This window comes from Bacillus sp. FSL L8-0654, from assembly GCF_038629965.1.
In the GTDB taxonomy this organism is placed as follows: Bacteria; Bacillota; Bacilli; order Bacillales; family Bacillaceae; genus Bacillus; species Bacillus safensis.
In genome coordinates, this window is the sequence record NZ_CP152026.1 from 1,228,899 (window position 1) to 1,249,986 (window position 21,088).

At 41.7% G+C, this 21,088-nt stretch carries 26 protein-coding genes, 2 riboswitches and 1 other annotated feature; of the genes, 19 read left to right on the plus strand and 7 right to left on the minus strand.

Translation table 11 applies throughout. The features are described from left to right. Positions 1-5 precede the first annotated feature (5 nt). From MHH65_RS06175 to MHH65_RS06195, 5 genes are all read left to right on the plus strand, one after another. The gene (locus MHH65_RS06175; protein ID WP_008346212.1) at positions 6-527 is read left to right on the plus strand and encodes an acyl-CoA thioesterase; all 522 of its coding nucleotides are present in this window, start codon (positions 6-8) and stop codon (positions 525-527) included. Between the two features lie 114 nt (positions 528-641). Further along, complete coding sequence (locus MHH65_RS06180) at positions 642-968, plus strand: PadR family transcriptional regulator (RefSeq protein WP_024424630.1); 327 nt, start codon at positions 642-644, stop codon at positions 966-968. A 4-nt stretch (positions 969-972) separates the two neighbouring features. Then, complete coding sequence (locus MHH65_RS06185; protein ID WP_098677343.1) at positions 973-1,731, plus strand: hypothetical protein; 759 nt, start codon at positions 973-975, stop codon at positions 1,729-1,731. A gap of 105 nt (positions 1,732-1,836) precedes the next feature. Further along, positions 1,837-2,325, plus strand: a complete 489-nt coding sequence (locus tag MHH65_RS06190; RefSeq protein WP_025092307.1) for a small multi-drug export protein — start codon at positions 1,837-1,839, stop codon at positions 2,323-2,325. Positions 2,326-2,342: 17 nt separating this feature from the next. Further along, positions 2,343-2,888 carry a GNAT family N-acetyltransferase gene (locus tag MHH65_RS06195; RefSeq protein ID WP_025092308.1) on the plus strand — a complete coding sequence of 182 codons (546 nt, stop codon included), beginning with the start codon at positions 2,343-2,345 and terminating at the stop codon, positions 2,886-2,888. Positions 2,889-2,902: 14 nt separating this feature from the next. On the opposite strand, the gene MHH65_RS06200 is transcribed toward MHH65_RS06195, so the two are convergent. Beyond that, positions 2,903-3,946 (minus strand): trifunctional transcriptional activator/DNA repair protein Ada/methylated-DNA--[protein]-cysteine S-methyltransferase, encoded by a 1,044-nt coding sequence (locus MHH65_RS06200; RefSeq protein WP_025092309.1) that lies wholly within the window; start codon positions 3,944-3,946, stop codon positions 2,903-2,905. Positions 3,947-4,155: 209 nt separating this feature from the next. Then, a complete protein-coding gene (locus MHH65_RS06205; RefSeq protein ID WP_073204910.1) occupies positions 4,156-4,290 on the minus strand; it encodes a YrzI family small protein in 135 nt (44 codons plus the stop codon). A 222-nt stretch (positions 4,291-4,512) separates the two neighbouring features. After that, positions 4,513-4,622, plus strand: a riboswitch (guanidine-I (ykkC/yxkD leader). A 67-nt stretch (positions 4,623-4,689) separates the two neighbouring features. Between MHH65_RS06205 and MHH65_RS06210 the strand changes: the two genes are divergently transcribed. Next, positions 4,690-5,019: a multidrug efflux SMR transporter gene (locus MHH65_RS06210; RefSeq protein ID WP_098677344.1), complete on the plus strand. Its 330-nt coding sequence runs from the start codon at positions 4,690-4,692 to the stop codon at positions 5,017-5,019. Beyond that, the gene (locus MHH65_RS06215; protein ID WP_024424636.1) at positions 5,016-5,330 is read left to right on the plus strand and encodes a multidrug efflux SMR transporter; all 315 of its coding nucleotides are present in this window, start codon (positions 5,016-5,018) and stop codon (positions 5,328-5,330) included. Before MHH65_RS06210 ends, MHH65_RS06215 begins: the two co-directional genes overlap by 4 nt. 136 nt (positions 5,331-5,466) lie before the next feature. Here MHH65_RS06215 and MHH65_RS06220 read toward each other — a convergent pair whose 3' ends face one another. Beyond that, positions 5,467-5,652: a hypothetical protein gene (locus tag MHH65_RS06220; RefSeq protein WP_024424637.1), complete on the minus strand. Its 186-nt coding sequence runs from the start codon at positions 5,650-5,652 to the stop codon at positions 5,467-5,469. Between the two features lie 161 nt (positions 5,653-5,813). Here MHH65_RS06220 and purU point away from each other — a divergent pair, with 161 nt between their 5' ends. The 6 genes from purU to MHH65_RS06250 all read left to right on the plus strand — a co-directional run bounded on the left by purU (position 5,814) and on the right by MHH65_RS06250 (position 11,375). Beyond that, positions 5,814-6,716 carry a formyltetrahydrofolate deformylase gene (gene purU / locus MHH65_RS06225; RefSeq protein ID WP_024424638.1) on the plus strand — a complete coding sequence of 301 codons (903 nt, stop codon included), beginning with the start codon at positions 5,814-5,816 and terminating at the stop codon, positions 6,714-6,716. Between the two features lie 43 nt (positions 6,717-6,759). Further along, positions 6,760-6,978, plus strand: a binding site (T-box leader). A 55-nt stretch (positions 6,979-7,033) separates the two neighbouring features. Then, positions 7,034-8,131 (plus strand): glutamate 5-kinase, encoded by a 1,098-nt coding sequence (gene proB, locus MHH65_RS06230; RefSeq protein WP_024426807.1) that lies wholly within the window; start codon positions 7,034-7,036, stop codon positions 8,129-8,131. 12 nt (positions 8,132-8,143) lie between these two features. Next, a complete protein-coding gene (locus tag MHH65_RS06235; RefSeq protein ID WP_268414107.1) occupies positions 8,144-9,391 on the plus strand; it encodes a glutamate-5-semialdehyde dehydrogenase in 1,248 nt (415 codons plus the stop codon). Positions 9,392-9,515: 124 nt separating this feature from the next. After that, the gene (locus tag MHH65_RS06240; RefSeq protein WP_024426809.1) at positions 9,516-10,652 is read left to right on the plus strand and encodes a Rap family tetratricopeptide repeat protein; all 1,137 of its coding nucleotides are present in this window, start codon (positions 9,516-9,518) and stop codon (positions 10,650-10,652) included. Next, positions 10,642-10,776, plus strand: a complete 135-nt coding sequence (locus MHH65_RS06245) for a hypothetical protein (RefSeq protein ID WP_024424642.1) — start codon at positions 10,642-10,644, stop codon at positions 10,774-10,776. Before MHH65_RS06240 ends, MHH65_RS06245 begins: the two co-directional genes overlap by 11 nt. 170 nt (positions 10,777-10,946) lie before the next feature. Continuing rightward, entirely contained in the window at positions 10,947-11,375 is a 429-nt protein-coding gene (locus MHH65_RS06250; RefSeq protein WP_024424643.1) for an organic hydroperoxide resistance protein, read from the plus strand. A 32-nt stretch (positions 11,376-11,407) separates the two neighbouring features. Here MHH65_RS06250 and MHH65_RS06255 read toward each other — a convergent pair whose 3' ends face one another. Further along, a complete protein-coding gene (locus tag MHH65_RS06255) occupies positions 11,408-11,854 on the minus strand; it encodes a MarR family transcriptional regulator (protein ID WP_024426812.1) in 447 nt (148 codons plus the stop codon). Positions 11,855-12,015: 161 nt separating this feature from the next. On the opposite strand from MHH65_RS06255, the gene MHH65_RS06260 reads away from it, so the two are divergent. Then, positions 12,016-12,432, plus strand: a complete 417-nt coding sequence (locus MHH65_RS06260; RefSeq protein ID WP_024426813.1) for an organic hydroperoxide resistance protein — start codon at positions 12,016-12,018, stop codon at positions 12,430-12,432. Positions 12,433-12,669: 237 nt separating this feature from the next. Here MHH65_RS06260 and MHH65_RS06265 read toward each other — a convergent pair whose 3' ends face one another. From MHH65_RS06265 to MHH65_RS06275, 3 genes are all read right to left on the minus strand, one after another. After that, complete coding sequence (locus tag MHH65_RS06265) at positions 12,670-13,140, minus strand: nucleoside deaminase (RefSeq protein ID WP_048238666.1); 471 nt, start codon at positions 13,138-13,140, stop codon at positions 12,670-12,672. Between the two features lie 139 nt (positions 13,141-13,279). Further along, positions 13,280-15,568: a 5-methyltetrahydropteroyltriglutamate--homocysteine S-methyltransferase gene (metE, locus tag MHH65_RS06270; RefSeq protein ID WP_268414106.1), complete on the minus strand. Its 2,289-nt coding sequence runs from the start codon at positions 15,566-15,568 to the stop codon at positions 13,280-13,282. Between the two features lie 149 nt (positions 15,569-15,717). Beyond that, positions 15,718-15,908, minus strand: a riboswitch (cobalamin riboswitch). Between the two features lie 113 nt (positions 15,909-16,021). Next, positions 16,022-16,981 carry a S8 family peptidase gene (locus tag MHH65_RS06275; protein ID WP_024424648.1) on the minus strand — a complete coding sequence of 320 codons (960 nt, stop codon included), beginning with the start codon at positions 16,979-16,981 and terminating at the stop codon, positions 16,022-16,024. Positions 16,982-17,424: 443 nt separating this feature from the next. Between MHH65_RS06275 and MHH65_RS06280 the strand changes: the two genes are divergently transcribed. The 5 genes from MHH65_RS06280 to MHH65_RS06300 all read left to right on the plus strand — a co-directional run bounded on the left by MHH65_RS06280 (position 17,425) and on the right by MHH65_RS06300 (position 21,049). Next, complete coding sequence (locus tag MHH65_RS06280; RefSeq protein ID WP_098677347.1) at positions 17,425-18,111, plus strand: response regulator transcription factor; 687 nt, start codon at positions 17,425-17,427, stop codon at positions 18,109-18,111. Between the two features lie 3 nt (positions 18,112-18,114). Continuing rightward, positions 18,115-19,464 (plus strand): ATP-binding protein, encoded by a 1,350-nt coding sequence (locus tag MHH65_RS06285; protein ID WP_076840934.1) that lies wholly within the window; start codon positions 18,115-18,117, stop codon positions 19,462-19,464. A 66-nt stretch (positions 19,465-19,530) separates the two neighbouring features. Then, entirely contained in the window at positions 19,531-20,220 is a 690-nt protein-coding gene (locus MHH65_RS06290; RefSeq protein WP_024426816.1) for a PepSY domain-containing protein, read from the plus strand. 93 nt (positions 20,221-20,313) lie between these two features. Next, a complete protein-coding gene (locus tag MHH65_RS06295; protein WP_024424652.1) occupies positions 20,314-20,832 on the plus strand; it encodes a PepSY domain-containing protein in 519 nt (172 codons plus the stop codon). A 76-nt stretch (positions 20,833-20,908) separates the two neighbouring features. Further along, entirely contained in the window at positions 20,909-21,049 is a 141-nt protein-coding gene (locus tag MHH65_RS06300; RefSeq protein WP_003212346.1) for a hypothetical protein, read from the plus strand. The last annotated feature ends 39 nt before the right edge of the window (positions 21,050-21,088 follow it).

Below are 21,088 nucleotides of genomic sequence, written 5' to 3' on the forward strand. Positions count from 1 at the left end.
TGATGATGAGTGAAGAAAATTTCAAATACTGCAAGGAATCGAAAGTTGTTAAAACCAGCAGGGTATTCCCTCTCGATACGAATAACCACCAAACGTTATTTGGCGGGAAATTAATGAGTTATATAGATGACATTGCCTCCATCTCGGCTGCAAGACACAGCCGCAGTGAAACGGTCACAGCTTCAATGGATTCTGTTGACTTTTTAGAGCCGATTGGACAAAAGGAGTCCGTATGCTTGGAATCCTATGTCACATGGGTGGGTACGTCTTCTATGGAAGTGTTCGTCAAAGTCATTAAAGAAAACTTGATGTCTGGAGAACGCAGACTCGCAGCAACTTCATTTCTGACATTTGTCTCATTAGATGAAAACGGAAAGCCTAAACGAGTCCCGCAGGTGATGCCGGAAACAGAGGAAGAGATCATGCTTCATCAAACAGCGAAGCAGCGGGCAGAGGAAAGAAAAAGCCGCCGAAAGCATAGTAAGGCGCTTGCTGACGCACTTGGGACAGATAAGCCTTGGGCGTAAAAATCACCCTTTAAGCGGTGATTTTTTTCTGTTCCAGTATCTTGCATGGCAAGATAGTGTATGGTAAGATAAAGCTATCTTGTGATGCAAGGTACTGGAATCGGAGGAACAATCATGACAACATCCACACAAATGCTAAAAGGAATTTTAGAAGGCTGCCTGCTGTCGATTATTTCTGAGGGTGAAATTTATGGGTATGAAATGACGAAGAAGCTCGCGCATTATGGGTTTGATCAAATAAGTGAAGGCAGCATCTATCCGATTTTGCTGCGTATGCAAAAGGAACAGCTGGTGACCACCGTCACAAAAGCGTCAGCGACCGGCCCGAAAAGGAAATACTATACGCTCACACAAGCGGGAGAACAAGCGCTCACAGAGTTTATTGACCGCTGGAATGAGCTTTCAAAAAATGTAAACCGCTTATTACAAAAAGGGAAGTGAGATTATGGTATCAAAAGAAACAAGACACATTCTACTAGAGCTGCAACTTTATCTCATATCAAAGGGAAAAAATCAGGATGAAATCGATGAGCTGATGGACGAACTGACAGCACATGCGGTTGAGGCTGAAAAAGACGGCAAAACAGGTGAGGATGTGTTCGGCGGAGATCCGCGGAGCTATGCTGATGAACTGGCAAAAGAGCTGTCAGGGAATCATAAAGACTGGGTGCCATTCGTCAGTGCTTTCTTAATTGGATCGCTTTTTTACATGATTTTAGCAGATGCAATCAGCCAAAACTTATCCTATTCTTGGTTTGCTTTGATTGGATATCCGCTCGTTTTAGTGGCCAATGTTATCATGATCATTGTGATGTTTAGAGCGTCCGCCTTTCAAACAAGCAGCCGGGTATTTCTCTACTTTTGGATGTTAGGAATCTTTCAGCTGACAGCGATGGTGACAATCAAACTATTGGATCAAAAAGTCGGCACACCACTACTTGTCCTTACTTCTGGCCAGAGGTGGGGCGTCATTTTGCTCATGCTGCTATGTATCGTTGTATTTAATGCAATCTTAAAGGCGAATGTCGTTTCATTGATTCCGATTATCTTTTTCGGACCGCAGCTCATCTTCGAATGGATTGGCTGGACGTCACCAAGTGTGATTTTGCTGCAAAGTCTGCTATCTATTGTGATTTTAATAGGGCTTATATTCATTGTACTGCGCCGGACAAATAAGAAAAATGAAAATACGAATGTAAACTGAGCACATCCTATCCGATGTGCTTTTCTTTTTCTAAAAAAATGTAGAAATGGAATTGTCTTTTTCATTACAATGGGGAGAGGACAAAAATGAAAAGGGGTTCTGTTTTTGGATATTGTATGGGGATATGTACTCGTTTTTGTATTGGCTGCCTTGCCTTTTTTTGAAGTGATTGGTGTCGTTCCATTCGCAATCTTAAGTGGGCTGCATCCTGTGACAACGGCTGTGATTGGATTCATCGGCAACTTTTTGACAGTCTTGCTTCTCATTGTGTTCGTCGACCGGTTTAAAGCATGGTGGTTAAAAAGAAAAGAGGAAAAAGGTGATGAAAAAGGAGAGAAAAAGCAGCTGCGGGCGAGAAAAATTTGGGAACGATACGGTCTGCCTGGGTTAGCACTCATAGGACCTTTTATCATCGGCAGTCATTTAGCGGCCTTGATGTGCATGAGCTTCGGAACGAAAAGAAAGCAAGTCGCGGTGTGGATGACTGTCAGTTTAATGATGTGGACAGCGCTGGCTGCTAGTTTAACCGGTGCGGGCTTCCATTACTTTGCCCCAGATTCAAATGGGTTGTTCGGAGATATTTTTAGCAAGTAAAAAAGGGGGGATCATTAATGACAGTTCAAACAAGAACAGTATTGGAAACAGAGCGCCTGAAACTGAGAACGATGAATGATCATGATGCGTCATTTTTATATGACGAGCTGTTTCAGGATGAAGAAGTGATGAAGTATTATCCTTCTTTGAAGGATGAACAGCAGACAAAAGAGTGGATTGCATGGAATCAAAAAAATGACCGCATGTACCACACCTCGCTATGGATCATTGAAGATAAAGAAACAAATGAACGACTTGGACAAAGCGGCATTGTCCTGCAAAACATTGAAGGACAAACCGAGCTTGAGATTGGCTATATGCTAAAGAAAGCGGCGTGGGGGAATGGCTATGCTGCTGAGGCTGCAAAAGGCTGCCTTACCTATGGATTTGAAGAAATGAAGGTCAGACGGATGGTCAGCCTAATTCGTCCTGAGAATGAAGCGTCGGTGAAGGTCGCTTTAAAAATGGGCATGAAAAAAGAAAAAACCATTTCAAAATGGGACCAAATCATTGATGTATACAGCATCACCCGTAACGGAGAAAACGGCTCGCTTACCGAATAAGCAGAGCCGTTTTTTTATGCACGCTGTTCTAACTGAAGCAAATATTTCTTCCGTTCAATCCCTCCGCCGTAGCCTCCAAGCTCACCACTTGTTTGAATCACGCGGTGGCAGGGAATGATAATCGCCAATTGATTGGCACCATTTGCATTACCAACGGCACGAACCAAATGCGGATCGCCTAGTTTCGTGGCTAGATCTCGATAGGATCTCGTTTCGCCTGCGGGAATGCGTGAGAGCTGGTCCCACACCTTCATTTGAAATGGGGTGCCATGTAAAGAAAGCGGTACAGTAAACTTGGTCAGCTTTTTCTCAAAATATAAGGCCAATTCCTTTGCTAATTGCTGATGGACGTTTGTTTCTCCAACTAAAATGCGGGCATGATGCTTCTTTCTTAATGTTTCAATTTCTTTTTCGAGTCCACGCCTGTCCATAAACTCCAGTAAATACACATGTGTGGCATCTGTCACACTCATCATCCGCCCGATCGGTGTGGAAATAAAATTAGCATAGAGAATGTGAATCTGTGCTTTTTTAGGGGGATTTCCCATGATTTTCGTAAATGCATCATTGAAGGCACTTGAAGATTCATAGCCGAAAGTGACCTGCTGATCGATTACTTTTTTTCCGTTCAAAATTTCTTTAAAGGCAAGTCCCATTCGGCGTGATCTTGCATATTGAACAAAGGTCATGCCGTAAATGTCTTTAAACTTTCTTCGAGCTGTGGCAGAGTGAATCCCTAATTGGCGGAAGTCCTCTTCCTTCCAGCGTTTCTCAGGATTTTTTTCTACTGCTGAAACGAGTGTTTTGACTTCTTCAGGAATGCTGTTAGGGTATGTTAATGGTGTGCAGCGCTTGCACGGGCGATACCCTGCCAGCAGTGCTTCCTCCGCTGTAAAGAAAAACTCACAGTTTTCAAATTTTGGCTTTCTGGCCGTACATGTGGCATGACAGAAGATACCGGTTGTCTTAATACAGGCAAAGAATGTGCCGTCATATTGCGGATTCTTGTCAACAAGTGCTTGATAAAATTCATGTTTTTGTTCATCGGTCATCATCATATGAAGCCACCTCTTGATTTTCTATAAAATGTTTTTCAGCATTGTTTGGGGTACGACGGATGATCTGTAAATACATCATCCTAAAGTTGGACGTTCATCGCATCAATCTGATTTCATTATATCAGCGATGTGATCATTGACGTATCCGTGCTTTAAGGAACAATCAAGCATCATAAACATGTCAATCTCCTCCTTTTCTCATTCCTGTTTTAGTTCATATACTTTAGTTGCTTCTGTTTCATTTCTTCATAAAATGCTTCAACTTCTTGTTCGTAAAGTACGGTCTCCATGTCCTTGTATTTACGCTTGATCGTCAATGTCATAAAAAATAAATGGATTGTCATATACGCTCATTTCCCTTCAGTCCGCTTCACGCGAAACAGCCCGCAAAGCTTCTTTATCAGTTGACCTGCTTCTAACACTTAGTATACGGCGGTTCCATAAAAATTCTTTCGAAAAATGAACAAGTATATTTGCATGTGGAAAGCAAAGCGGTAGACCGGTATTTCGGGGTGTGATACAATTTTGACACACAGAATCTGCTTTAAGTCAGATCTGCTTATTAAGAAATGGTTTTCTAGGGTTCCGTGCGGGTGGCGCAGTCTGGACCGAGAGAAAACACATAGGGTCTAGACAATAGACCGTATGGACACGGAGGGATAAAAGCCCGGGAGATTTGATCAAACGATCGATTTCCGGGCTTTTTTTATTGCTTGGAATCGTTCAGAAAGGAAGAGAATCGGATGAAATGGGGAAATGTATTGATTGCAGCCATCTTTGAAGTTGGCTGGGTGATGGGGTTGAAATATGCTGACTCTTTATTGGAATGGGCCGCAACCATCGTTTGTATTGTCGTGAGCTTTTATTTACTCCTGAAAGCCACCACTGTACTGCCAGTTGGCACACTTTATGCCGTTTTCACCGGACTTGGGACAGCAGGTACTGTCATAGTAGGTATGGTACTGGGAGAGCCAGTACAGCTAGTGAAATTACTTTTAATCATGGTGCTTTTAAGCGGTGTATTAGGACTTAAACTAACCACAGGTGAAAAGAAAGGAGAGACTAAATCATGAGCTGGCTTTTACTCATTGGTGCAGGCATTTTAGAAATGCTTTGTGTCACCATGATGAATCAATTCCAGAAAGACCGGCATGTCAAATGGATTTTATTCATTGCAGCTGGATTTTCGCTGTCCTTTCTCATGCTCTCTCTTGCGATGAATACAATTCCGATGGGAACGGCATACGCCATTTGGACTGGCATTGGAGCTGCTGGAGGAGCCATTGTCGGCATGCTGTTTTACGGTGAGTCGAAGGACGCAAAACGTATATTCTTTATCGCACTGATTTTATCTGCGGCGGTCGGGTTAAAAATCATTGAATAAGAAAAGGCTGTCATCTGTCTGCTAGCCTCAGCATGTAGACAAACCCACACATTCTTTGTCAGGCCTGCAATGGTTTTCTATCACGCTGAAAAAGAAGAAAAAGGGCTAAAATAAAAATCATTTTAGCCCTTTTTTGTTACATCGAATGATGATTGGAATCGTTTTCATTTTTGCGGTAAAGCTGACTCACTAGAAGAAAACAGACACCAAATGTGAGCAAAGGAATGAGTCTCTCACCGGCCATAAAAAGATAAATACCTGTGATCAGACATACGATGCCGAGCCAAAAGCTCACTTTACCAAACAAAGTCATGCTTTTCATCTTCATCACTCCTTTTGTGATAAAAGGTCTACTCACATTATATCACGCTAGGTGCAGAATTGAATGAATATTCAATAAAAAATGGACTCTTCATTGCTTTTTCTCTTTCCAGTCCAGTATAATATTTCATTAGAATGAAAACGCAAATGAGGTCATGATACATGAGAACATTGATTACAGAGAAACTTGAATTACACAGACAAAAGCACGAGCAAAAAGGCAGATTACTTGTCAGCTGCCCAGATCAGCCTGGTATTGTATCAGCTGTTTCTTCCTTTTTATTTGAGCACGGAGCGAACATCATTGAATCGAGCCAATACACAACCGATCATGAAAGCGGCCGGTTCTTTTTAAGAATTGAATTTGATTGGAAAGACATCTCGGCGAATATGGATCAATTGAAAAATAGTTTTGAGCCAATCGCAGCATCATTTCAAATGACGTGGAGCATGTCGCGTGCAAGTGAGCTTAAAAAGCTGGCAATCTTTGTCTCAAAAGAGCTTCATTGTCTGCATGAGCTTCTGTGGGAATGGCAAAGCGGAAATTTAATGGCTGAAATCGCAGTTGTGATCAGCAATCATGAAACGGCAAAAGATACAGTAGAATCGCTTGGAATCCCATTCCATTTTGTAAAGGCGAACAAAGACATTCGCAAAGAAGCTGAAAAAGAGCAGCTCGCCTTATTAGAAGAGTACGACATTGATGTGGTTGTGCTTGCTAGATACATGCAAATTTTAACGCCTGGATTCATTGAAGAGCATCCGAACAAAATCATTAATATTCATCATTCCTTCCTGCCAGCGTTTATTGGTGCAAACCCATACAAGCGGGCATATGAGCGGGGGGTCAAATTAATTGGTGCGACTTCTCATTATGTCACCAATGATTTAGACGAAGGCCCGATCATTGAACAGGATATTGAGCGGGTCGATCACCGGGATGATGCGGAAGCCCTAAAAAATATTGGCCGGACAATTGAGCGCAGTGTGCTTGCACGTGCTGTCAAATGGCACCTTGAAGATCGCATTATTGTTCATGAGAATAAAACGATTGTCTTTAATTGACCGCTTGACTTTTCTTTAGCAATTGGTGATAATATAAAAAAATTAACGAGCGTTGAAAAGGAATAGTAAGCAGGAACTGATGCGTAAAGAGAGCAAATGATGTGCTGAAACATTTGCCGCAGACAGCTGCTGAACCTGCCCTTTGAGCCTTAGAGGAAAAATCTAAGCGCGTGCCTGGCGTTACAGGAGTTGAGTGGAATAAGCAGATCGCATGCTTATTCAATGAAGGTGGTACCACGGAAAATCCCTTTTCGTCCTTTACATAAGGAGAAATAGGGATTTTTTTGTGCCTAAAGGTATAGCGGAGGGAATCAAGGATGAAAAAGCAAAGGATCGTCATAAAAATTGGCAGCAGTTCATTAACAGAGCAAAAAGGAGCCATTGATGAACAAAAGATGCAGGATCATGTAAGAGCCATAGCAAAGCTCAAAGAAGCAGGTCATGAAATCATTTTAATTTCATCAGGAGCCGTTGCAGCAGGGTTTGGCAGTTTAGGCTATCCATCAAGACCTGTGACCTTAAAGGGGAAACAGGCAGCTGCCGCCGTTGGACAGGGTTTGTTAATGCAGAAATATACAGAGCTTTTTTCACAGTTTCATATGATACCTGCTCAAATGCTTTTAACACGTAATGACTTTTCAGATCGAACAAGATATCGAAATGCGTACGCAACGATGATGGAGCTGCTTGAAAGAAAAATCTTGCCGATCATAAACGAAAATGATTCAGTCTCCATCGAGGAGCTTACCTTTGGGGATAATGACATGCTGTCAGCTCTTGTCAGTGGATTAATCCATGCAGACCAATTGATCATATTAACAGACATCAATGGCATTTATGATGCAAATCCAAATGAGCATCCTGAGGCGAAGCGATTTGATGTCCTGACCCACATTTCAGAAGAATTGTTTTCATATGCAAAGAGCACCGGTTCAAAGGTTGGAACAGGCGGAATGAAATCGAAGCTCTCAGCTGCACAAACGGCACTTTCACTTGGCGTGAAAGTCTTCATTGGCACTGGCACTGGGGAAGACAAGCTGCTTCGCATACTTGCGGGTCAAGGCGACGGAACGTATATCGGTGAACAGGATTTATCAGCTGTGAACAACCGCCGTCAATGGATTCAATTCCATTCACCGGTCTCTGGGAAGATCATGATTGATGCAGGAGCGGAAGCGGCGATTTTGCATAATGGCAGAAGCCTTCTTCCGGCAGGAGTTATTGATGTCGCTGGTGACTTTTCTAAAGGAGAAGTCGTAGAAGTCGTCGGTCCAAACGGATTAGTTGGTAAGGGACAAACCTTGTACGCCTCCGATGAGCTTCTCGGCATTAAAGGAATGCGAAGTGACGAGCTTGCAAAAGAGAAGCCTGAGGTCATACACCGAGATCACTGGGTACAGCATGTACAAAACTGAGGAGGGAATACGATGAATGAAGTTCTTGAAAAAGCAAAAAAAGCAAGTGCAGCCAAAGATCAGCTGCTTCTAAAAACGACGGAACAAAAAAATGCTGCCCTGCACGCCATTGCCAGTGCACTAAAAGCATCTTCAGCTTATTTAATAGAAGAGAACCAAAAGGATGTTCAGGCTGCTGAGGAAAAGCAGTTCACGCCATCTGTCATTGACCGGATCACACTCACGGAAGAGAGAATTGAAGCCATTGCAGATGCGACCCTTCAACTCATTCAGCTAAAAGACCCAATTGGTGAAACGTTAGAAACCATTCAGAAAGAAAACGGTCTGTTCATCGAAAAGGTTCGTGTACCGCTTGGAACGGTTGGAATGATTTATGAAGCAAGACCAAACGTGACAGTCGATGCTGCGACCCTTTGCTTGAAAACTGGGAATGCTGTGATTCTGCGCGGAAGCTCATCTGCTATTCATAGTAATAAAGCGATTGTAAAGGTGATTCATGAAGCGCTTCATACGACGGATATTCCAGTAGACAGTGTGCAATTAATTGAAGATACTGGCCGTGAAACGGCAAAAACACTGTTCACCTTAAATGAATACCTAGATGTCCTCATTCCGCGCGGCGGGAAGAATTTAATTGATCTTGTCGTGAGAGAGTCAACTGTGCCGGTGCTTGAGACAGGTGCAGGAAATTGTCATATCTACATTGATGAAACAGCGAAAAACGAAATGGCTGAGCGGATTGTGCTGAATGCCAAAACTCAAAGACCTTCTGTTTGTAATGCGATCGAGAGCATTGTCATTCATAAAACATGGGCAAACAACTATTGTGCTTCCTTATTTGAAGCCCTTCAATCCAATGGGGTAGAAATACGCGGTGATGAAGCCGTTTGCGCGCTTGCTCCTAGTGCTGCATTAGCGACAAATGAGGACTATGCAACGGAGTTTTTAGCACCGATCGTCAGTATTAAAATTGTAGAAAACATAGAACAAGCGATTCAGCATATTCAAACATATAGCTCTAAGCACTCTGAAGCGATCATTACAGAAAACGATGAGCATGCAGCCCTTTTCTTAACAGCAGTCGATGCTGCCGCTGTTTATCATAATGCCTCTACTCGTTTCACAGATGGATTTGAATTTGGCTATGGAGCGGAAATAGGAATTAGTACGCAAAAACTTCATGCAAGAGGGCCAATGGGTCTGCCAGCCTTAACGTCTGAAAAATTTGTCATTCGTGGTCAAGGACAAATAAGAGAATAACGAATTTAAAAGAGAGTCTTGTGACAACAGGCTCTCTTTTTCCTTTCATTTTTGTATTTCTCCGGTCAAGTATGATAAAATATGGTAATGTTTTATATTTTGAGAAGATTGGAGAAGGCAACGTATGGCGAAAATCATTCCCTCTTCGGATATTGGAGTGAAAATCAACAAGTGGTATGAATTAATCCGCAGATTTGATTCCGAACAAGCAGAACAGTTAAAGCAGGAAATTCGCACCTCTCTTGATTCAATGGAAGAAGATCAGAATTTGCTTCTCTATTTTTCTTTAATGGAATTTAGGCATGAGGTCATGCTCGATTATTTAAAGCCATTAAAGGAAGGAAAGCTTCGCGCCAACTTTTCCGAGCTTTCGAAAGAAATAGATGAGCATCAAACGCATGTCACAGGCATGCTTGAATACTACTATCATTTTTTTAGAGGCATGTATGAATTCGGGCGGAGGGAGTATATTGCTGCCATATCGTCTTATCAAAAGGCAGAGCATAAGCTTTCTTTTGTATCAGATGATATTGAACGTGCGGAATTTCATTTTAAAATGTCAGAAATATATTATCACATGAAACAAACACATATCTCGATGCACCATGCTAAACTAGCGCTGGATGTTTATGTACAGCATGAACTGTATGCGCTTCGCACGATTCAGTGTGAATTTATTGTGGCCGGTAACTACGATGATATGAGAAGGCATGAAAAAGCATTACCACATCTCGAAAGAGCACTTGCGAGATCAAGAGAGTTTCAAAATGTGCGTTTTATTGCCTCCTCTTTGTTTAATATGGGCAACAGTTATTACCGAATGGGAGACTTGGGCCGCGCACTCGAATTAATGAAAGAATCCATCTCGTTATTTGATCAAAATCAATCCGATCATCTTCGTCGATCTATAGACCCTCTTTATACAGCCGCTCAGATATTATACAAACAAGGAAAACACGAAGAAGCATTACACTACAGAGAAGAATGTATGAAGAGAGCAGAAGCTCTTCAAGATGACATTCATATTCAGAAAACCATATTTCTAGAAGCATTGTATTTAAGACAAGATGCTGAGCATATTAAACGAATTTTCCATTTTTTAGAGTCTGCCTATGCATATCCAGATATAGAGGAGCTGGCATTAGATACCGCAAAGTATTATAATGAAATGGGGGATTATGAAAAATCTTCCATGTTCTATGGGGAAGCGGAACATGCTCGAATCTATATTCAGAGAGGGGATTGTTTATATGAATTTTAAAAAATGGGCAGTCGTCTGTACAAGTATCACCATTATGGCATTGTGGCTGGCAGCAGCAAATGCCGACCCAGATAACAGAAACCATACGCTAGAACAACCGAATCCGCAGCATGACACGATCTAAAAGCCCTTTTTAAAGGGCTTTTTTTACTGCCTAACAATTTCCGGACATACTCATAAAAAGGGTTCAGGCAGGAAAACTTAAAAAAGAGTATTTATTGATTGACTCTGTAATTTAAATTGTGTACAATTCAATTGTAGGAAACATTATTGGAGAGAAAGAGGGTTATATTCATGTCAGACGTTTTATTTACAGCAACGGTATCAGCTGTCGGAGGAAGAGAAGGTAAGGTTGTTTCAACAGATGGTGTACTTGAACATGATGTAGCAATGCCTGGAACACCAAGAGCAAAAAAACTTGAAAAAGCAACAAATCCAGAGCAATTATTCGCAGCAGGCTACTCTGCATGTTTTGATTCAGCCCTTCAAATGGTAGCGAGACAAGAGCGTATTCGCTTTGAAAGTGAAGTTACAGCACATGTCAGCTTATTAAAAGACAGTTCAGATGGCGGCTTCAAACTAGGCGTTCAATTAGAGGTAAAAGGAACTGGAATTGAGCAGTCAGCATTAGAAGAACTTGTTCATAAAGCACACGGCGTTTGCCCATATTCAAAAGCAACTCAAGGAAACATCGAAGTAGAACTAGTAGCTGTCGCACAATAATAGACATTATAAAAGGCTGAGGGAACATTCCCTCAGCCTTTTGATTGTGTTAAATTTTGCAAAAGCTCATGTAAAGAGGCACGCAGTGTTTTTAGCTCTTCTTCCGATCTGCCTGTCCCAGTCAGCATGTGAGACGGAATCGCAGTGGCCTTTTCTTTTAGCTGCTCTCCATATTCCGTTAAACGAATTTGTACAGACCGCTCATCCTCTTTCGAGCGTTCTCGGATAATGAGTCCATTTTGCTCCATTCGTTTCAGCATGGGCGTGAGTGTACCGGAGTCTAAATAGAGAAGCTCTCCCATCGTTTTCACATTTAATGTTCCATGCTCCCACAATAAAAGCAGTGCCAAATATTGCGGGTACGTAATGTTTAATTCTTCTAACAACGGTTTATACTGCTTCGTCATCTCTCGTGAACTTGCATATAACAAGAAACAAAGCTGATTTTCCAGCTTCATATGTTCAAATTCATTTATCATGTCAGTCACCAACTATTTTTTGTCATACTTATCATTGTATAAGATTTTCTTCCTTTTTAAAATAAATACAGACGAAAAATGAAAAATTCTTCAATGTGCGATAAATGTTTGAGAAATGAATAGAACGTGAAAAGGATGAATAGATGAAGGAGGAGATGAAGATGAAACCATTATTCACAGCAAAAGTAAAGGCGCAGCATGGAAGAGCTGGACATGTTCGTTCAGAGGATGGTGTGCTCGACCATAACATTGTCATGCCTAACGTAAAGAAAGATGGAGAGACTGGTACAAACCCAGAGCAATTATTTGCAGCAGGCTATGCAGCTTGTTTCGGAGGAGCACTTGAGCACGTAGCGAAGAAGCAAGGGATAGAAATAGAATCGGAAGTAGAAGGACATGTCAGTCTTTTAAAAGATGAAAGCGACGGCGGCTTTAAGCTTGGCGTAAAGCTGATTGTGTCTGCGAAAGGTCATGATCATGACAAAGTGAAAGAGCTTGTCCATGCTGCCCATGAATTCTGTCCATATTCAAAAGCAACAAGAGGGAACATTGAAGTAGAGCTTGAAGTGGCGGAGTAATAGTAGAAGACACCTGCTTACCCGCAGGTGTCCAGCGTGTAGACAAACCCTCGCATTCGGTGTCAGGTCTGCGCTCTGGTGCTCACGAATGTCAAATTCGCTCCGCTCCGCTGCTCGTCCTTCCTAGGGCTGCAAAGGTTTTCTATCACGCTGAAAAGAAGACAAAGGGCTAAAATAAAGATCATTTTAGCCCTTTGTCAACAATCCGCAACACCTGCTTACCGCAGGTGTCTTTTTTTAATATTCTTTCTTTTTATCGTATGTTTCCCATGCTTCAAATGGTGCAAGGGTTTTTTGAGGTGTCAGCTTGTAAAATGGTATATTTCTTGATTCGTATTCTTTGTTGATTTCTTCATAAATAAATGAGTCATCAAAACCAGAATCCGCTGCATCCTGATGTCCAGCAGCAAAATACACAGCTTTTGGTCTAGCCCAGTAAATAGCGCCAAGGCACATCGGACAAGGCTCGCAGCTTGTGTATAGAATGCAATCTTCTAATTGGTATGTATGTAGAGTTTGGCACGCTTTGCGAATGGCTGTGACTTCTGCATGTGCGGTTGGATCGTTACTCGTTGTCACGTTGTTACTGCCCTCTGCAATAATCTGACCATCCTTGACAATGACTGCTCCAAAAGGGCCGCCAGTACCACTATTGACTCCTTCTACTGCAAGATCAATTGCGCGTTGTAAAAAATCTTCGTGATTCATTGTCTTCCTCCCTTTGTTCGACTGACTTCTCTAGTATAAACGAATCATGCTAGAAAAGAAATCATCATAGTAGGAGATCGAACAGGCCAATTTGCGCATAAAAAACCCCTGCCGAGTTCAGCAGGGGAGAGACATTCAATTAAGCGTGCTGCGCCAGCTTTTTACGAGCGACTTCAGCAGCTGTGACCATGTTTTTCAAAGCAGCAATGGTTTCAGGCTCTTGTCTAGTTTTTAGACCACAATCCGGATTCACCCAGAAGCGATCTGTTGGACAAACGTTCAGCGCATCATCAATAATTTCGCTCATTTCTTCAACAGATGGAACGCGCGGGCTATGGATGTCATAAACACCTAGTCCAAGTCCTTTCAAATACGGGTGTTTTTCTAAGTAATCGAGGAATCCGCCATGACTGCGTGAATGTTCAATTGTAATCACGTCAGCATCCAAGTCTTCGATTGTATCGACAATATCCTCGAAGTTACTGTAGCACATATGTGTATGAATTTGTGTTTCATTTTGAACGGATGATGTGGATAAACGGAATGACTCTGCTGCCCAGTTTAAATATTCTGCCCAATCACTTTCTTTGAGCGGAAGTCCTTCTCTTAGCGCAGGCTCATCCACTTGGATCACTTGAATACCAGCTGCTTCTAAAGCTTCTACCTCTTTACGCAAAGCGAAAGCGATTTGGAAAGCAATGTCTTTGCGAGAGATATCCGTTCTTGGGAAAGACCAGTTTAAGATGGTAACAGGTCCTGTCAGCATGCCCTTGACTTTTTTCTTTGTTAAACTTTGTGCGTAAACTGTCTCTTTCACTGTCATTGGCTCTGTAAACTCTACATCTCCATAAATGATTGGCGGCTTCACGCAGCGTGATCCATAGGATTGAACCCAAGCAAATTTCGTAAAGGCAAATCCGGCTAGCTTCTCGCCGAAGTATTCAACCATGTCTGTACGTTCAAATTCCCCATGTACGAGCACATCCAGACCAATTTCTTCTTGAATATCAATCCATCGTTTTGTTTCTTTCTTAATAAACTCATCATACTCTGCATCTGTCCAGTCATTTTTGCGCCACTTTTGACGAGCACTGCGCACTTCGGCAGACTGCGGGAAACTGCCAATTGTTGTTGTTGGAAGAAGCGGGAGCTCAAGAGATTCGTTTTGGATACGAAGGCGTTCTTCAAAGGCAGCTGGACGTTTAAAATCTTTCGATGAAAGATTGTTGCGTTCCGCTGTTAGATCCGCATTTGTTCCTTTTGCGAACTCTTTTAAGGTAAGAAGTGCTTGTGCTGCTTCGTTAATATCAGCATCAATGGCAGCTGCTCCTTTTGTTAAACCTTCTTTTAGCAGTGTCAATTCAGCCAGCTTTTCAGTGGCATAAGACAGTCCGTTTAATAGTTTTTCTTCAAGCTGTTCGCTTGGGTGTTTGGCAACTGGCACATGCAGCAAGCTGCTTGATGGCTGCAGCCACACTTCTTTCGGCTGAACGTCAGCAATGACTTCAGAAATAAAGGATAATCTTTCGCCAAGGTCTGATCTCCAAATATTTCTTCCATCAATGACGCCTGCTGCTAAAATTTTATCTTTCGGGAAGCCGTGCTTTTTCACTTGATCAAGGTTGCGCCCTTGATCATGGACAAAATCAAGACCGATTGCTTCAACAGGATATGTGACAAGCTCTTCATACGCATCTACTGAATCAAAGTATGTTTGAAGAAGAATGTTCAAGCCAGGTACGGCTTCTTTGATCGTTTGATAAATTTCTTTTACGGCTTTTACGTCTTCACTTGAAGCTGTGACAAGTGCAGGTTCATCAATTTGAACCCATTTGACGCCTGCTTCTTTAAGTTCTTTTAAAAGCTGAGTATAAAGCGGCACTAGACGCTGCTGGATTTTTTTTACTTCATTTGCTTCATAACCTTTAGAAAGTGAGACAAATGTATATAGACCAAGTACAACCGGTTTTGTTTCAACACCAAACGCCTTTTTCACCTTTTCGTAAGCTTCAAGCGGTTTGTTGTGTGTGAGTTTAAATTCTGTGCTTTTTTCGTATTCTGGAACAATGTAGTGATAGTTTGTATTAAACCATTTTGTCATTTCACTTGAGACGGCATCTTTTGTTCCTCTTGCCATCGCGAAGTATGTATCTAGCGGGTCTTTTAAGCTGCGGAAGCGCTCTGGAATCCAATTGAACATAACAGCGGTATCCAGCACGTGATCATAGAAGGTAAAGTCTCCAGAAGGAACAACATCAATTTGTTGATCGATTTGTGTTTTAATGGCAGTTAAAAATTGTTCATCCAGTGTGCTTAAGAGGGTTTCGCGGTCTGTTTGACCTTTCCAGTAAGACTCAAGTGCTTTTTTCCATTCTCTGTTTAAACCAATTCGCGGAAAGCCTAGATTACTTGTTTTAACAATTGTCAATTCCAATTCCTCCTCTAAATATAAAAAGACATTTACGCTCATGATCATGATTGATGAGGTAAATGTCTGGTTTAAAAGACAAAATGTGTGTGCGAAATAAGGCGTGAGTATCACTGACGCTTTTCCGACATCTCCTATCAACCGTAGGGGGTTTGATGTGATAGAGCGGCTGGTATCCTGGCTGGTGAATCTGCAAGCTTTTCATCCTTCCCATCCTAATGACAGTGGATCCTGAGAAAAGCTCTCCTCACTCACAGTGGCGGGACCGCGCCGGATTTTCACCGGTCTTCCCAATTAAAATTCGACGTGTAATCGAATTACCGACTCTCAAACTATGAATTTATTGTGTTCGATTATATAACGTTCACTTCATTTCGTCAAAGTAAATTTTGAATAATTTTAATTAAAAAAATCCTGAGAAAATTCTATCTTTTCTCAGGACCTCTATTTAAGCTATAGAGATAAAAGATCTGCTTCCAATGTTTTTTCTAAAAGGACATCAGGCGCAGTTAAATATAAAAATCCATTCCCTACAAGGGCTTTCGACTGCTTTAATGGAAGGGTTCTTCTGACAAGCTGAGCATAAACCTCAGGCTCTGTCAGCTTGCGCTGGAACGCTTCTTCTTCAGCATTTTTAATAATGGCTAGTGCACCGCTTACGTGAGGGGCAGCCATTGAAGTTCCTGTGAGCCTGCCGTATTTATGGTTAGGGAGAGTGGATAAAATGTCTTCTCCTGGAGCGACGAGGTCGATTTCTTTATTGGCGTTAGAAAATTCAGAGGATTCTCTAGCAAGGGAAACAGAACCGACGGCAATGACTTCATTGTATGCTGCTGGGTAGGAGAACTCTTCCGTACGCTCGTCCCCGTCCCCTTCATTTCCTGCTGCGCACACAACAAGCACACCGCTTTTTACCGCATTTTGAATGGCTTCCTGCAGGGCAGGCTCATTGCTTGGACCACCGAGAGACATGGAGATAATATCCACCTTCTGCTCTGCGGCATAGTTGATGCCATCAATGATCCATTCATATTTTCCGCTGCCATTTTCACCGCCAAGTACTTTCACGATGAGAAGCTTGGCTTCAGGGGCAACCCCTAAAATTCCGCCATTTTGATCTGTTGCGGCAATCGTTCCTGCTACATGGGTACCATGCCCATTGTAGTCTTTTACATTTTCAGCATCTCCATCGTCATCATCGGTAAAGTTCTTCCCACCGATAATCTGATCTTTTAAGTCGGGATGCTCTGTGTCACAGCCTGTATCAAGGACAGCAATGGTTATGCCTTTTCCTTTGAAGCCACTTGACCAAAGTTCGGGTGCTTTAATCTCCTGAATACTTTCCGGCGTCTCTTTCGCTTCCATCACATTGGCTTTTACTTCATACGGAATTAAGCGAATTTCACCTTTCATAAGAAAGCCCTCCTTATTTTGTTTTCAAAGTAGATTCAGGCTGCATAATGTTATTGTATAAAAGAAACTTTTGATCGGAAAGGGTCAATTGTAATAATTTTTCAAATAATCAATCTATTATCAAAAGTGCAGTTCTCCTCACATATTGACGAAAGAGCTCACCTTTTGAAGAAAACTCTTGATATCATATGAAAAAGAAGGAAATGCTGCATAGTGAGGTTGCACCTGTACAGATGAAAATGGGTGAATAGAACTAAAAGCGGCAGACTAAAAAATAATGAGATGAAGTAACAACTTGAGAAGAAGGCTCAAGTTAAATGTTTTTTCTCAAAAATAATTCCCTCCATAAAAAAATAGATGTGAAGATTGTGACTGTTCCAAATAAGAAAGGCAACATATAATAATGGAAAGACAAGCTTGCCTTTTAGATAGGAGAGATATAGATGAACAAAGGGAAGATACTCGTAGTCGAAGATGAAAAGAAAATCGCAAGAGTGCTGTCACTTGAGCTTGAATATGAAGGATATGAGGTGACAGTCAAAGAGACAGGAATAGATGGGCTTCAGGCTCTTGAAGAAGATAGCTTCGATTTGGTTCTGCTTGACGTCATGCTTCCAGAGTTAAGCGGGCTTGAAGTGCTGAGAAGGGTTCGGAAGACAAATACAGCGACACCTATTATTTTGATTACAGCAAGGGGAAGTGTTCCTGATAAAGTAAGCGGGCTCGATCTTGGGGCGAATGATTATATAACAAAACCTTTTGACATAGAAGAATTATTAGCACGAATTCGTGCACAGCTAAGGTTGAATATATATGCACAAGAAGAAAAGGAGACAGAGCTGAGCATAGCAGACTTAACGGTCAACGAGAAAACAAGAGAAATACAAAGGGCTGGGCAAATGCTTGAACTCACACCGAGAGAATATGACCTGCTTGTTCACTTACTGAACCATCAGCAGCAAGTGCTCACAAGAGATCAGCTTTTAACAGCGGTTTGGGGTTTTGATTATTTCGGTGATACAAACGTGGTAGATGTCTATATCCGTTATTTAAGGAAAAAAATCGATTACCCATTCGAAAAACAGCTGATTCACACAGTGAGAGGTGTGGGTTATGTGATGAAAGGATAAAGAATGAGATTAAAAAATAAGATTCAGCTTTATACGTCGTTGTCTTTGTTTTTAATGGTGCTCTTGTTTCATACAGCCATTTATTTTATTTTTTCGATGACCTTGACGCAAAAAGATATGTCCCGCTTGTCTGAGGTGGCTGAAAATATTGCGATTGCTTTAAAAAAATCAGAGGAAGAGGGTCTTCCGTCCTCGGAGCTGCTGAAGGCGTACCTGCCTCAAAATGGTATGATCCGTGTCGTGACAGAAACGGGAGAGTCAAAACTGACTGTCACAAAGGAATCAACGTTTAGCTCACTGCCTTTTACATACGAATCTGGCCAGACAGCAGAAATCAAAGAATACAATAAGCATATGATTGCGTTCGCTGCTATTCCGGTCATTTGGACAAATGGTGAGATTATGTCGCTTCAAGTATATGAAGAAATCGAAAATACGGAAGAGAACTTAGCGTTATTAAAAATGATTTTAATCGCTACCGGCGTTTTGTTTATTGTGCTTTCCTATTTTGCAGGCCACGTTTTAACAAAGCAAATTGTCCGGCCGATTAGCAGAATGACGAATACCATGAAGGCAAGTATGAAAGAGAAGGCGTTTAAACGAATTGAATTAACAGGCGATTCAAAGGATGAACTATATCAAATGGGACAAACCTTTAATGAAATGTCCGAGATTCTCGAGAAGCATTATGAAAAAGAACAGCAATTTTTGCATGATGCCTCCCATGAATTGAAGACGCCGATTACCGTCATTATGAGCTACAGCAATTTACTCAAACGCTGGGGGCAAACACGTCCAGAGGTTGTAGAAGAATCCTCCCAAGCGATTCATGATGAAGCGAAAAAAATGAAAAGACTGACAGATCAATTACTGACATTGGCGAAAAACGGCCAGCCGTTATACTTGGATATGAAGCCGGTTGATCTTGGTCATTTGTGCAAGCAACTATGTCATACACTTGAAGTGGCTACCAATCGAACGATTCAATCTCATGTGCAGACAGATCAGCCGCTGATCGCAGAAGGAGACGAAGAGAAAATCAAACAGCTTTTGACTATCTTAATTGATAATGCGGTCAAATATAGCAGAGAGCCAGTTGATGTGACCTGCGGATGGGCAGGAGACAAGCCATTTATTTCAGTGATTGATCAAGGAATTGGCATAAAAGAAGAGGATCTGCCGAAAATCTTTGACCGCTTTTTCCGTGTGGATGAAGCGAGAAACAGTGAGACGGGCGGAACCGGACTCGGTCTTTCAATTGCGAAGCAAATTGCAGAAGAACATGAAGCCGAGCTGAAGGTAGACAGCCGTATCGGCGAAGGAACAGCCATGACCATTCTTTTTCAGAAATAAATGGGTCTTTTCTCATCAATTTCTCATTTCCTCCTTATAAAATAGGAAATAGGAAGGAGGCGCTGCATGTCTAGAAAAACGAAAATGGTGCTTGCGCTCGCAGGATGTCTTGTGATTCTTGCGGCCTTTGCAATGCTCATGATCCAAACCATTGATCAAAAAATATTAAGTGAAGCAGAAATGAAAAAAATGATCTCAAAAGACTATAATGGAAACATTACACATATTGATTTAATCAATCATAAACAGGACTACACAATGACGCTGGAAAATGCAAATGGCATCTATCAAATCATTGCATCTTCTGCAAGCGGTCAAATGAAAGAAATTAGACAGTTAAAAAGCTATCAGAAGCCAAATGAAAAAAATGCTGAGCTCCAGGCAGAAGAGGCGGCTGTTAAAAAGGTGAGCGGAACCGTCATTCAAAAAAAGGAGACGTCAGATCGTTTCATTTTTACCATCCAATCAAAAAAAGAATTGTATCAAGTTGAGGTCGACAAACAGTCATTTAAGGTGCTTGAAGCAGAAAAGAAAAAACCAACCTCTAAAGAAAAGAAGCTCACGAAAATCACCGTCGAGGAAGCCATCCAAATTGCCGTCAAAGAAGTTGGCGGAACAGTGGATGATGCTGATCTTGAAACATTCAGCGGTATGCTCGTATTTGAGGTGGAGCTGGATTTGCCTGACGGCAGAGAGGCAGAGGTGCTTGTGAACGCCTATACAGGAGACATTGAGGGCATTACGTACGAAAACTAATCCTTTTCTCATGATATTCTCATGTTTCTTTCCTTCCTTTATCATCTTGTTTTCTTAAGATATAGAAGAAATCAAACAGAGGAGGAAATGAACATGATGAAAAAAGTACTAGTAGCTACAGCATTAACGGGAACTCTTGTCGCAGGTGGTTTCACACTTCAAGCGCAAAATACAAATCAAACAGCAAACGCCGAGCAAGTCGTGCAAAAGAAATCGTCATTTGTTTCAAAGAAACAAGCTGAAAAAGCAGCCTTAAAAGTGGTGAAAGGCTATGTGGATGATGTGGATCTTGAACGTAAAAAAGGAAAATGGGTGTATGAGGTCGAGATCAAAAAAGGCGGCTTTGAATATAAAGTATATGTCGATGCAAAAACTGGAAAAGCGTTGAATGATCCAGTCAAAGAAAAGAAACAGAACGTTAAGATCACGAAAAAACAGGCTGAAAAAATTGCTCTTGCAAAAGTAAAAGGCACAGTCACTGATTCTGATCTAGATAAAGAAAATGGTGTGTACATTTACGAAATTGAAATCACAACACCAAGCGGCGAGGAAGTTGATTTTGAGATTTCCGCTAAAACAGGCAAAATCCTGAAGCAAGAGTGGGATGATTAAGTTATGACCAAACCTTACACTTTCATGTGTAAGGTTTTTTCATTGGGACAAACTACGGGAAAGGAGGCGAGAGAATATGAAGAAAAAAGAAGAAGAGCAAACAATGGATCACGCGGAATACGTTCCGCATCCTGATGGAGAAGGATATGCTTTGTTTTTGCATGATTCCTTTCATCTCCTCTCCCAAGAGGATATGAATCAGCCGGAAGAGGAATAAAAAGACATGAAAAGGGCGATGGCTGAGCTGTCTATCGCT

Bases quoted from the DNA above. Each gene is read 5' to 3' on its own strand.
- MHH65_RS06180 (WP_024424630.1), top strand. From the start codon at position 642: ATGACAACATCCACACAAATGCTAAAAGGAATTTTAGAAGGCTGCCTG.
- MHH65_RS06185 (WP_098677343.1), top strand. From the start codon at position 973: ATGGTATCAAAAGAAACAAGACACATTCTACTAGAGCTGCAACTTTAT.
- MHH65_RS06175 (WP_008346212.1), top strand. From the start codon at position 6: ATGAGTGAAGAAAATTTCAAATACTGCAAGGAATCGAAAGTTGTTAAA.
- MHH65_RS06295 (WP_024424652.1), top strand. From the start codon at position 20,314: ATGATGAAAAAAGTACTAGTAGCTACAGCATTAACGGGAACTCTTGTC.
- MHH65_RS06240 (WP_024426809.1), top strand. From the start codon at position 9,516: ATGGCGAAAATCATTCCCTCTTCGGATATTGGAGTGAAAATCAACAAG.
- MHH65_RS06280 (WP_098677347.1), top strand. From the start codon at position 17,425: ATGAACAAAGGGAAGATACTCGTAGTCGAAGATGAAAAGAAAATCGCA.
- MHH65_RS06245 (WP_024424642.1), top strand. From the start codon at position 10,642: ATGAATTTTAAAAAATGGGCAGTCGTCTGTACAAGTATCACCATTATG.
- MHH65_RS06200 (WP_025092309.1), bottom strand. From the start codon at position 3,946: ATGATGATGACCGATGAACAAAAACATGAATTTTATCAAGCACTTGTT.
- MHH65_RS06265 (WP_048238666.1), bottom strand. From the start codon at position 13,140: ATGAATCACGAAGATTTTTTACAACGCGCAATTGATCTTGCAGTAGAA.
- MHH65_RS06290 (WP_024426816.1), top strand. From the start codon at position 19,531: ATGTCTAGAAAAACGAAAATGGTGCTTGCGCTCGCAGGATGTCTTGTG.
- MHH65_RS06220 (WP_024424637.1), bottom strand. From the start codon at position 5,652: ATGAAAAGCATGACTTTGTTTGGTAAAGTGAGCTTTTGGCTCGGCATC.
- proB (WP_024426807.1), top strand. From the start codon at position 7,034: ATGAAAAAGCAAAGGATCGTCATAAAAATTGGCAGCAGTTCATTAACA.
- MHH65_RS06255 (WP_024426812.1), bottom strand. From the start codon at position 11,854: ATGATAAATGAATTTGAACATATGAAGCTGGAAAATCAGCTTTGTTTC.
- purU (WP_024424638.1), top strand. From the start codon at position 5,814: ATGAGAACATTGATTACAGAGAAACTTGAATTACACAGACAAAAGCAC.
- MHH65_RS06250 (WP_024424643.1), top strand. From the start codon at position 10,947: ATGTCAGACGTTTTATTTACAGCAACGGTATCAGCTGTCGGAGGAAGA.
- MHH65_RS06215 (WP_024424636.1), top strand. From the start codon at position 5,016: ATGAGCTGGCTTTTACTCATTGGTGCAGGCATTTTAGAAATGCTTTGT.
- MHH65_RS06195 (WP_025092308.1), top strand. From the start codon at position 2,343: ATGACAGTTCAAACAAGAACAGTATTGGAAACAGAGCGCCTGAAACTG.
- MHH65_RS06300 (WP_003212346.1), top strand. From the start codon at position 20,909: ATGAAGAAAAAAGAAGAAGAGCAAACAATGGATCACGCGGAATACGTT.
- MHH65_RS06210 (WP_098677344.1), top strand. From the start codon at position 4,690: ATGAAATGGGGAAATGTATTGATTGCAGCCATCTTTGAAGTTGGCTGG.
- MHH65_RS06260 (WP_024426813.1), top strand. From the start codon at position 12,016: ATGAAACCATTATTCACAGCAAAAGTAAAGGCGCAGCATGGAAGAGCT.
- MHH65_RS06205 (WP_073204910.1), bottom strand. From the start codon at position 4,290: ATGACAATCCATTTATTTTTTATGACATTGACGATCAAGCGTAAATAC.
- MHH65_RS06285 (WP_076840934.1), top strand. From the start codon at position 18,115: ATGAGATTAAAAAATAAGATTCAGCTTTATACGTCGTTGTCTTTGTTT.
- MHH65_RS06235 (WP_268414107.1), top strand. From the start codon at position 8,144: ATGAATGAAGTTCTTGAAAAAGCAAAAAAAGCAAGTGCAGCCAAAGAT.
- MHH65_RS06275 (WP_024424648.1), bottom strand. From the start codon at position 16,981: ATGAAAGGTGAAATTCGCTTAATTCCGTATGAAGTAAAAGCCAATGTG.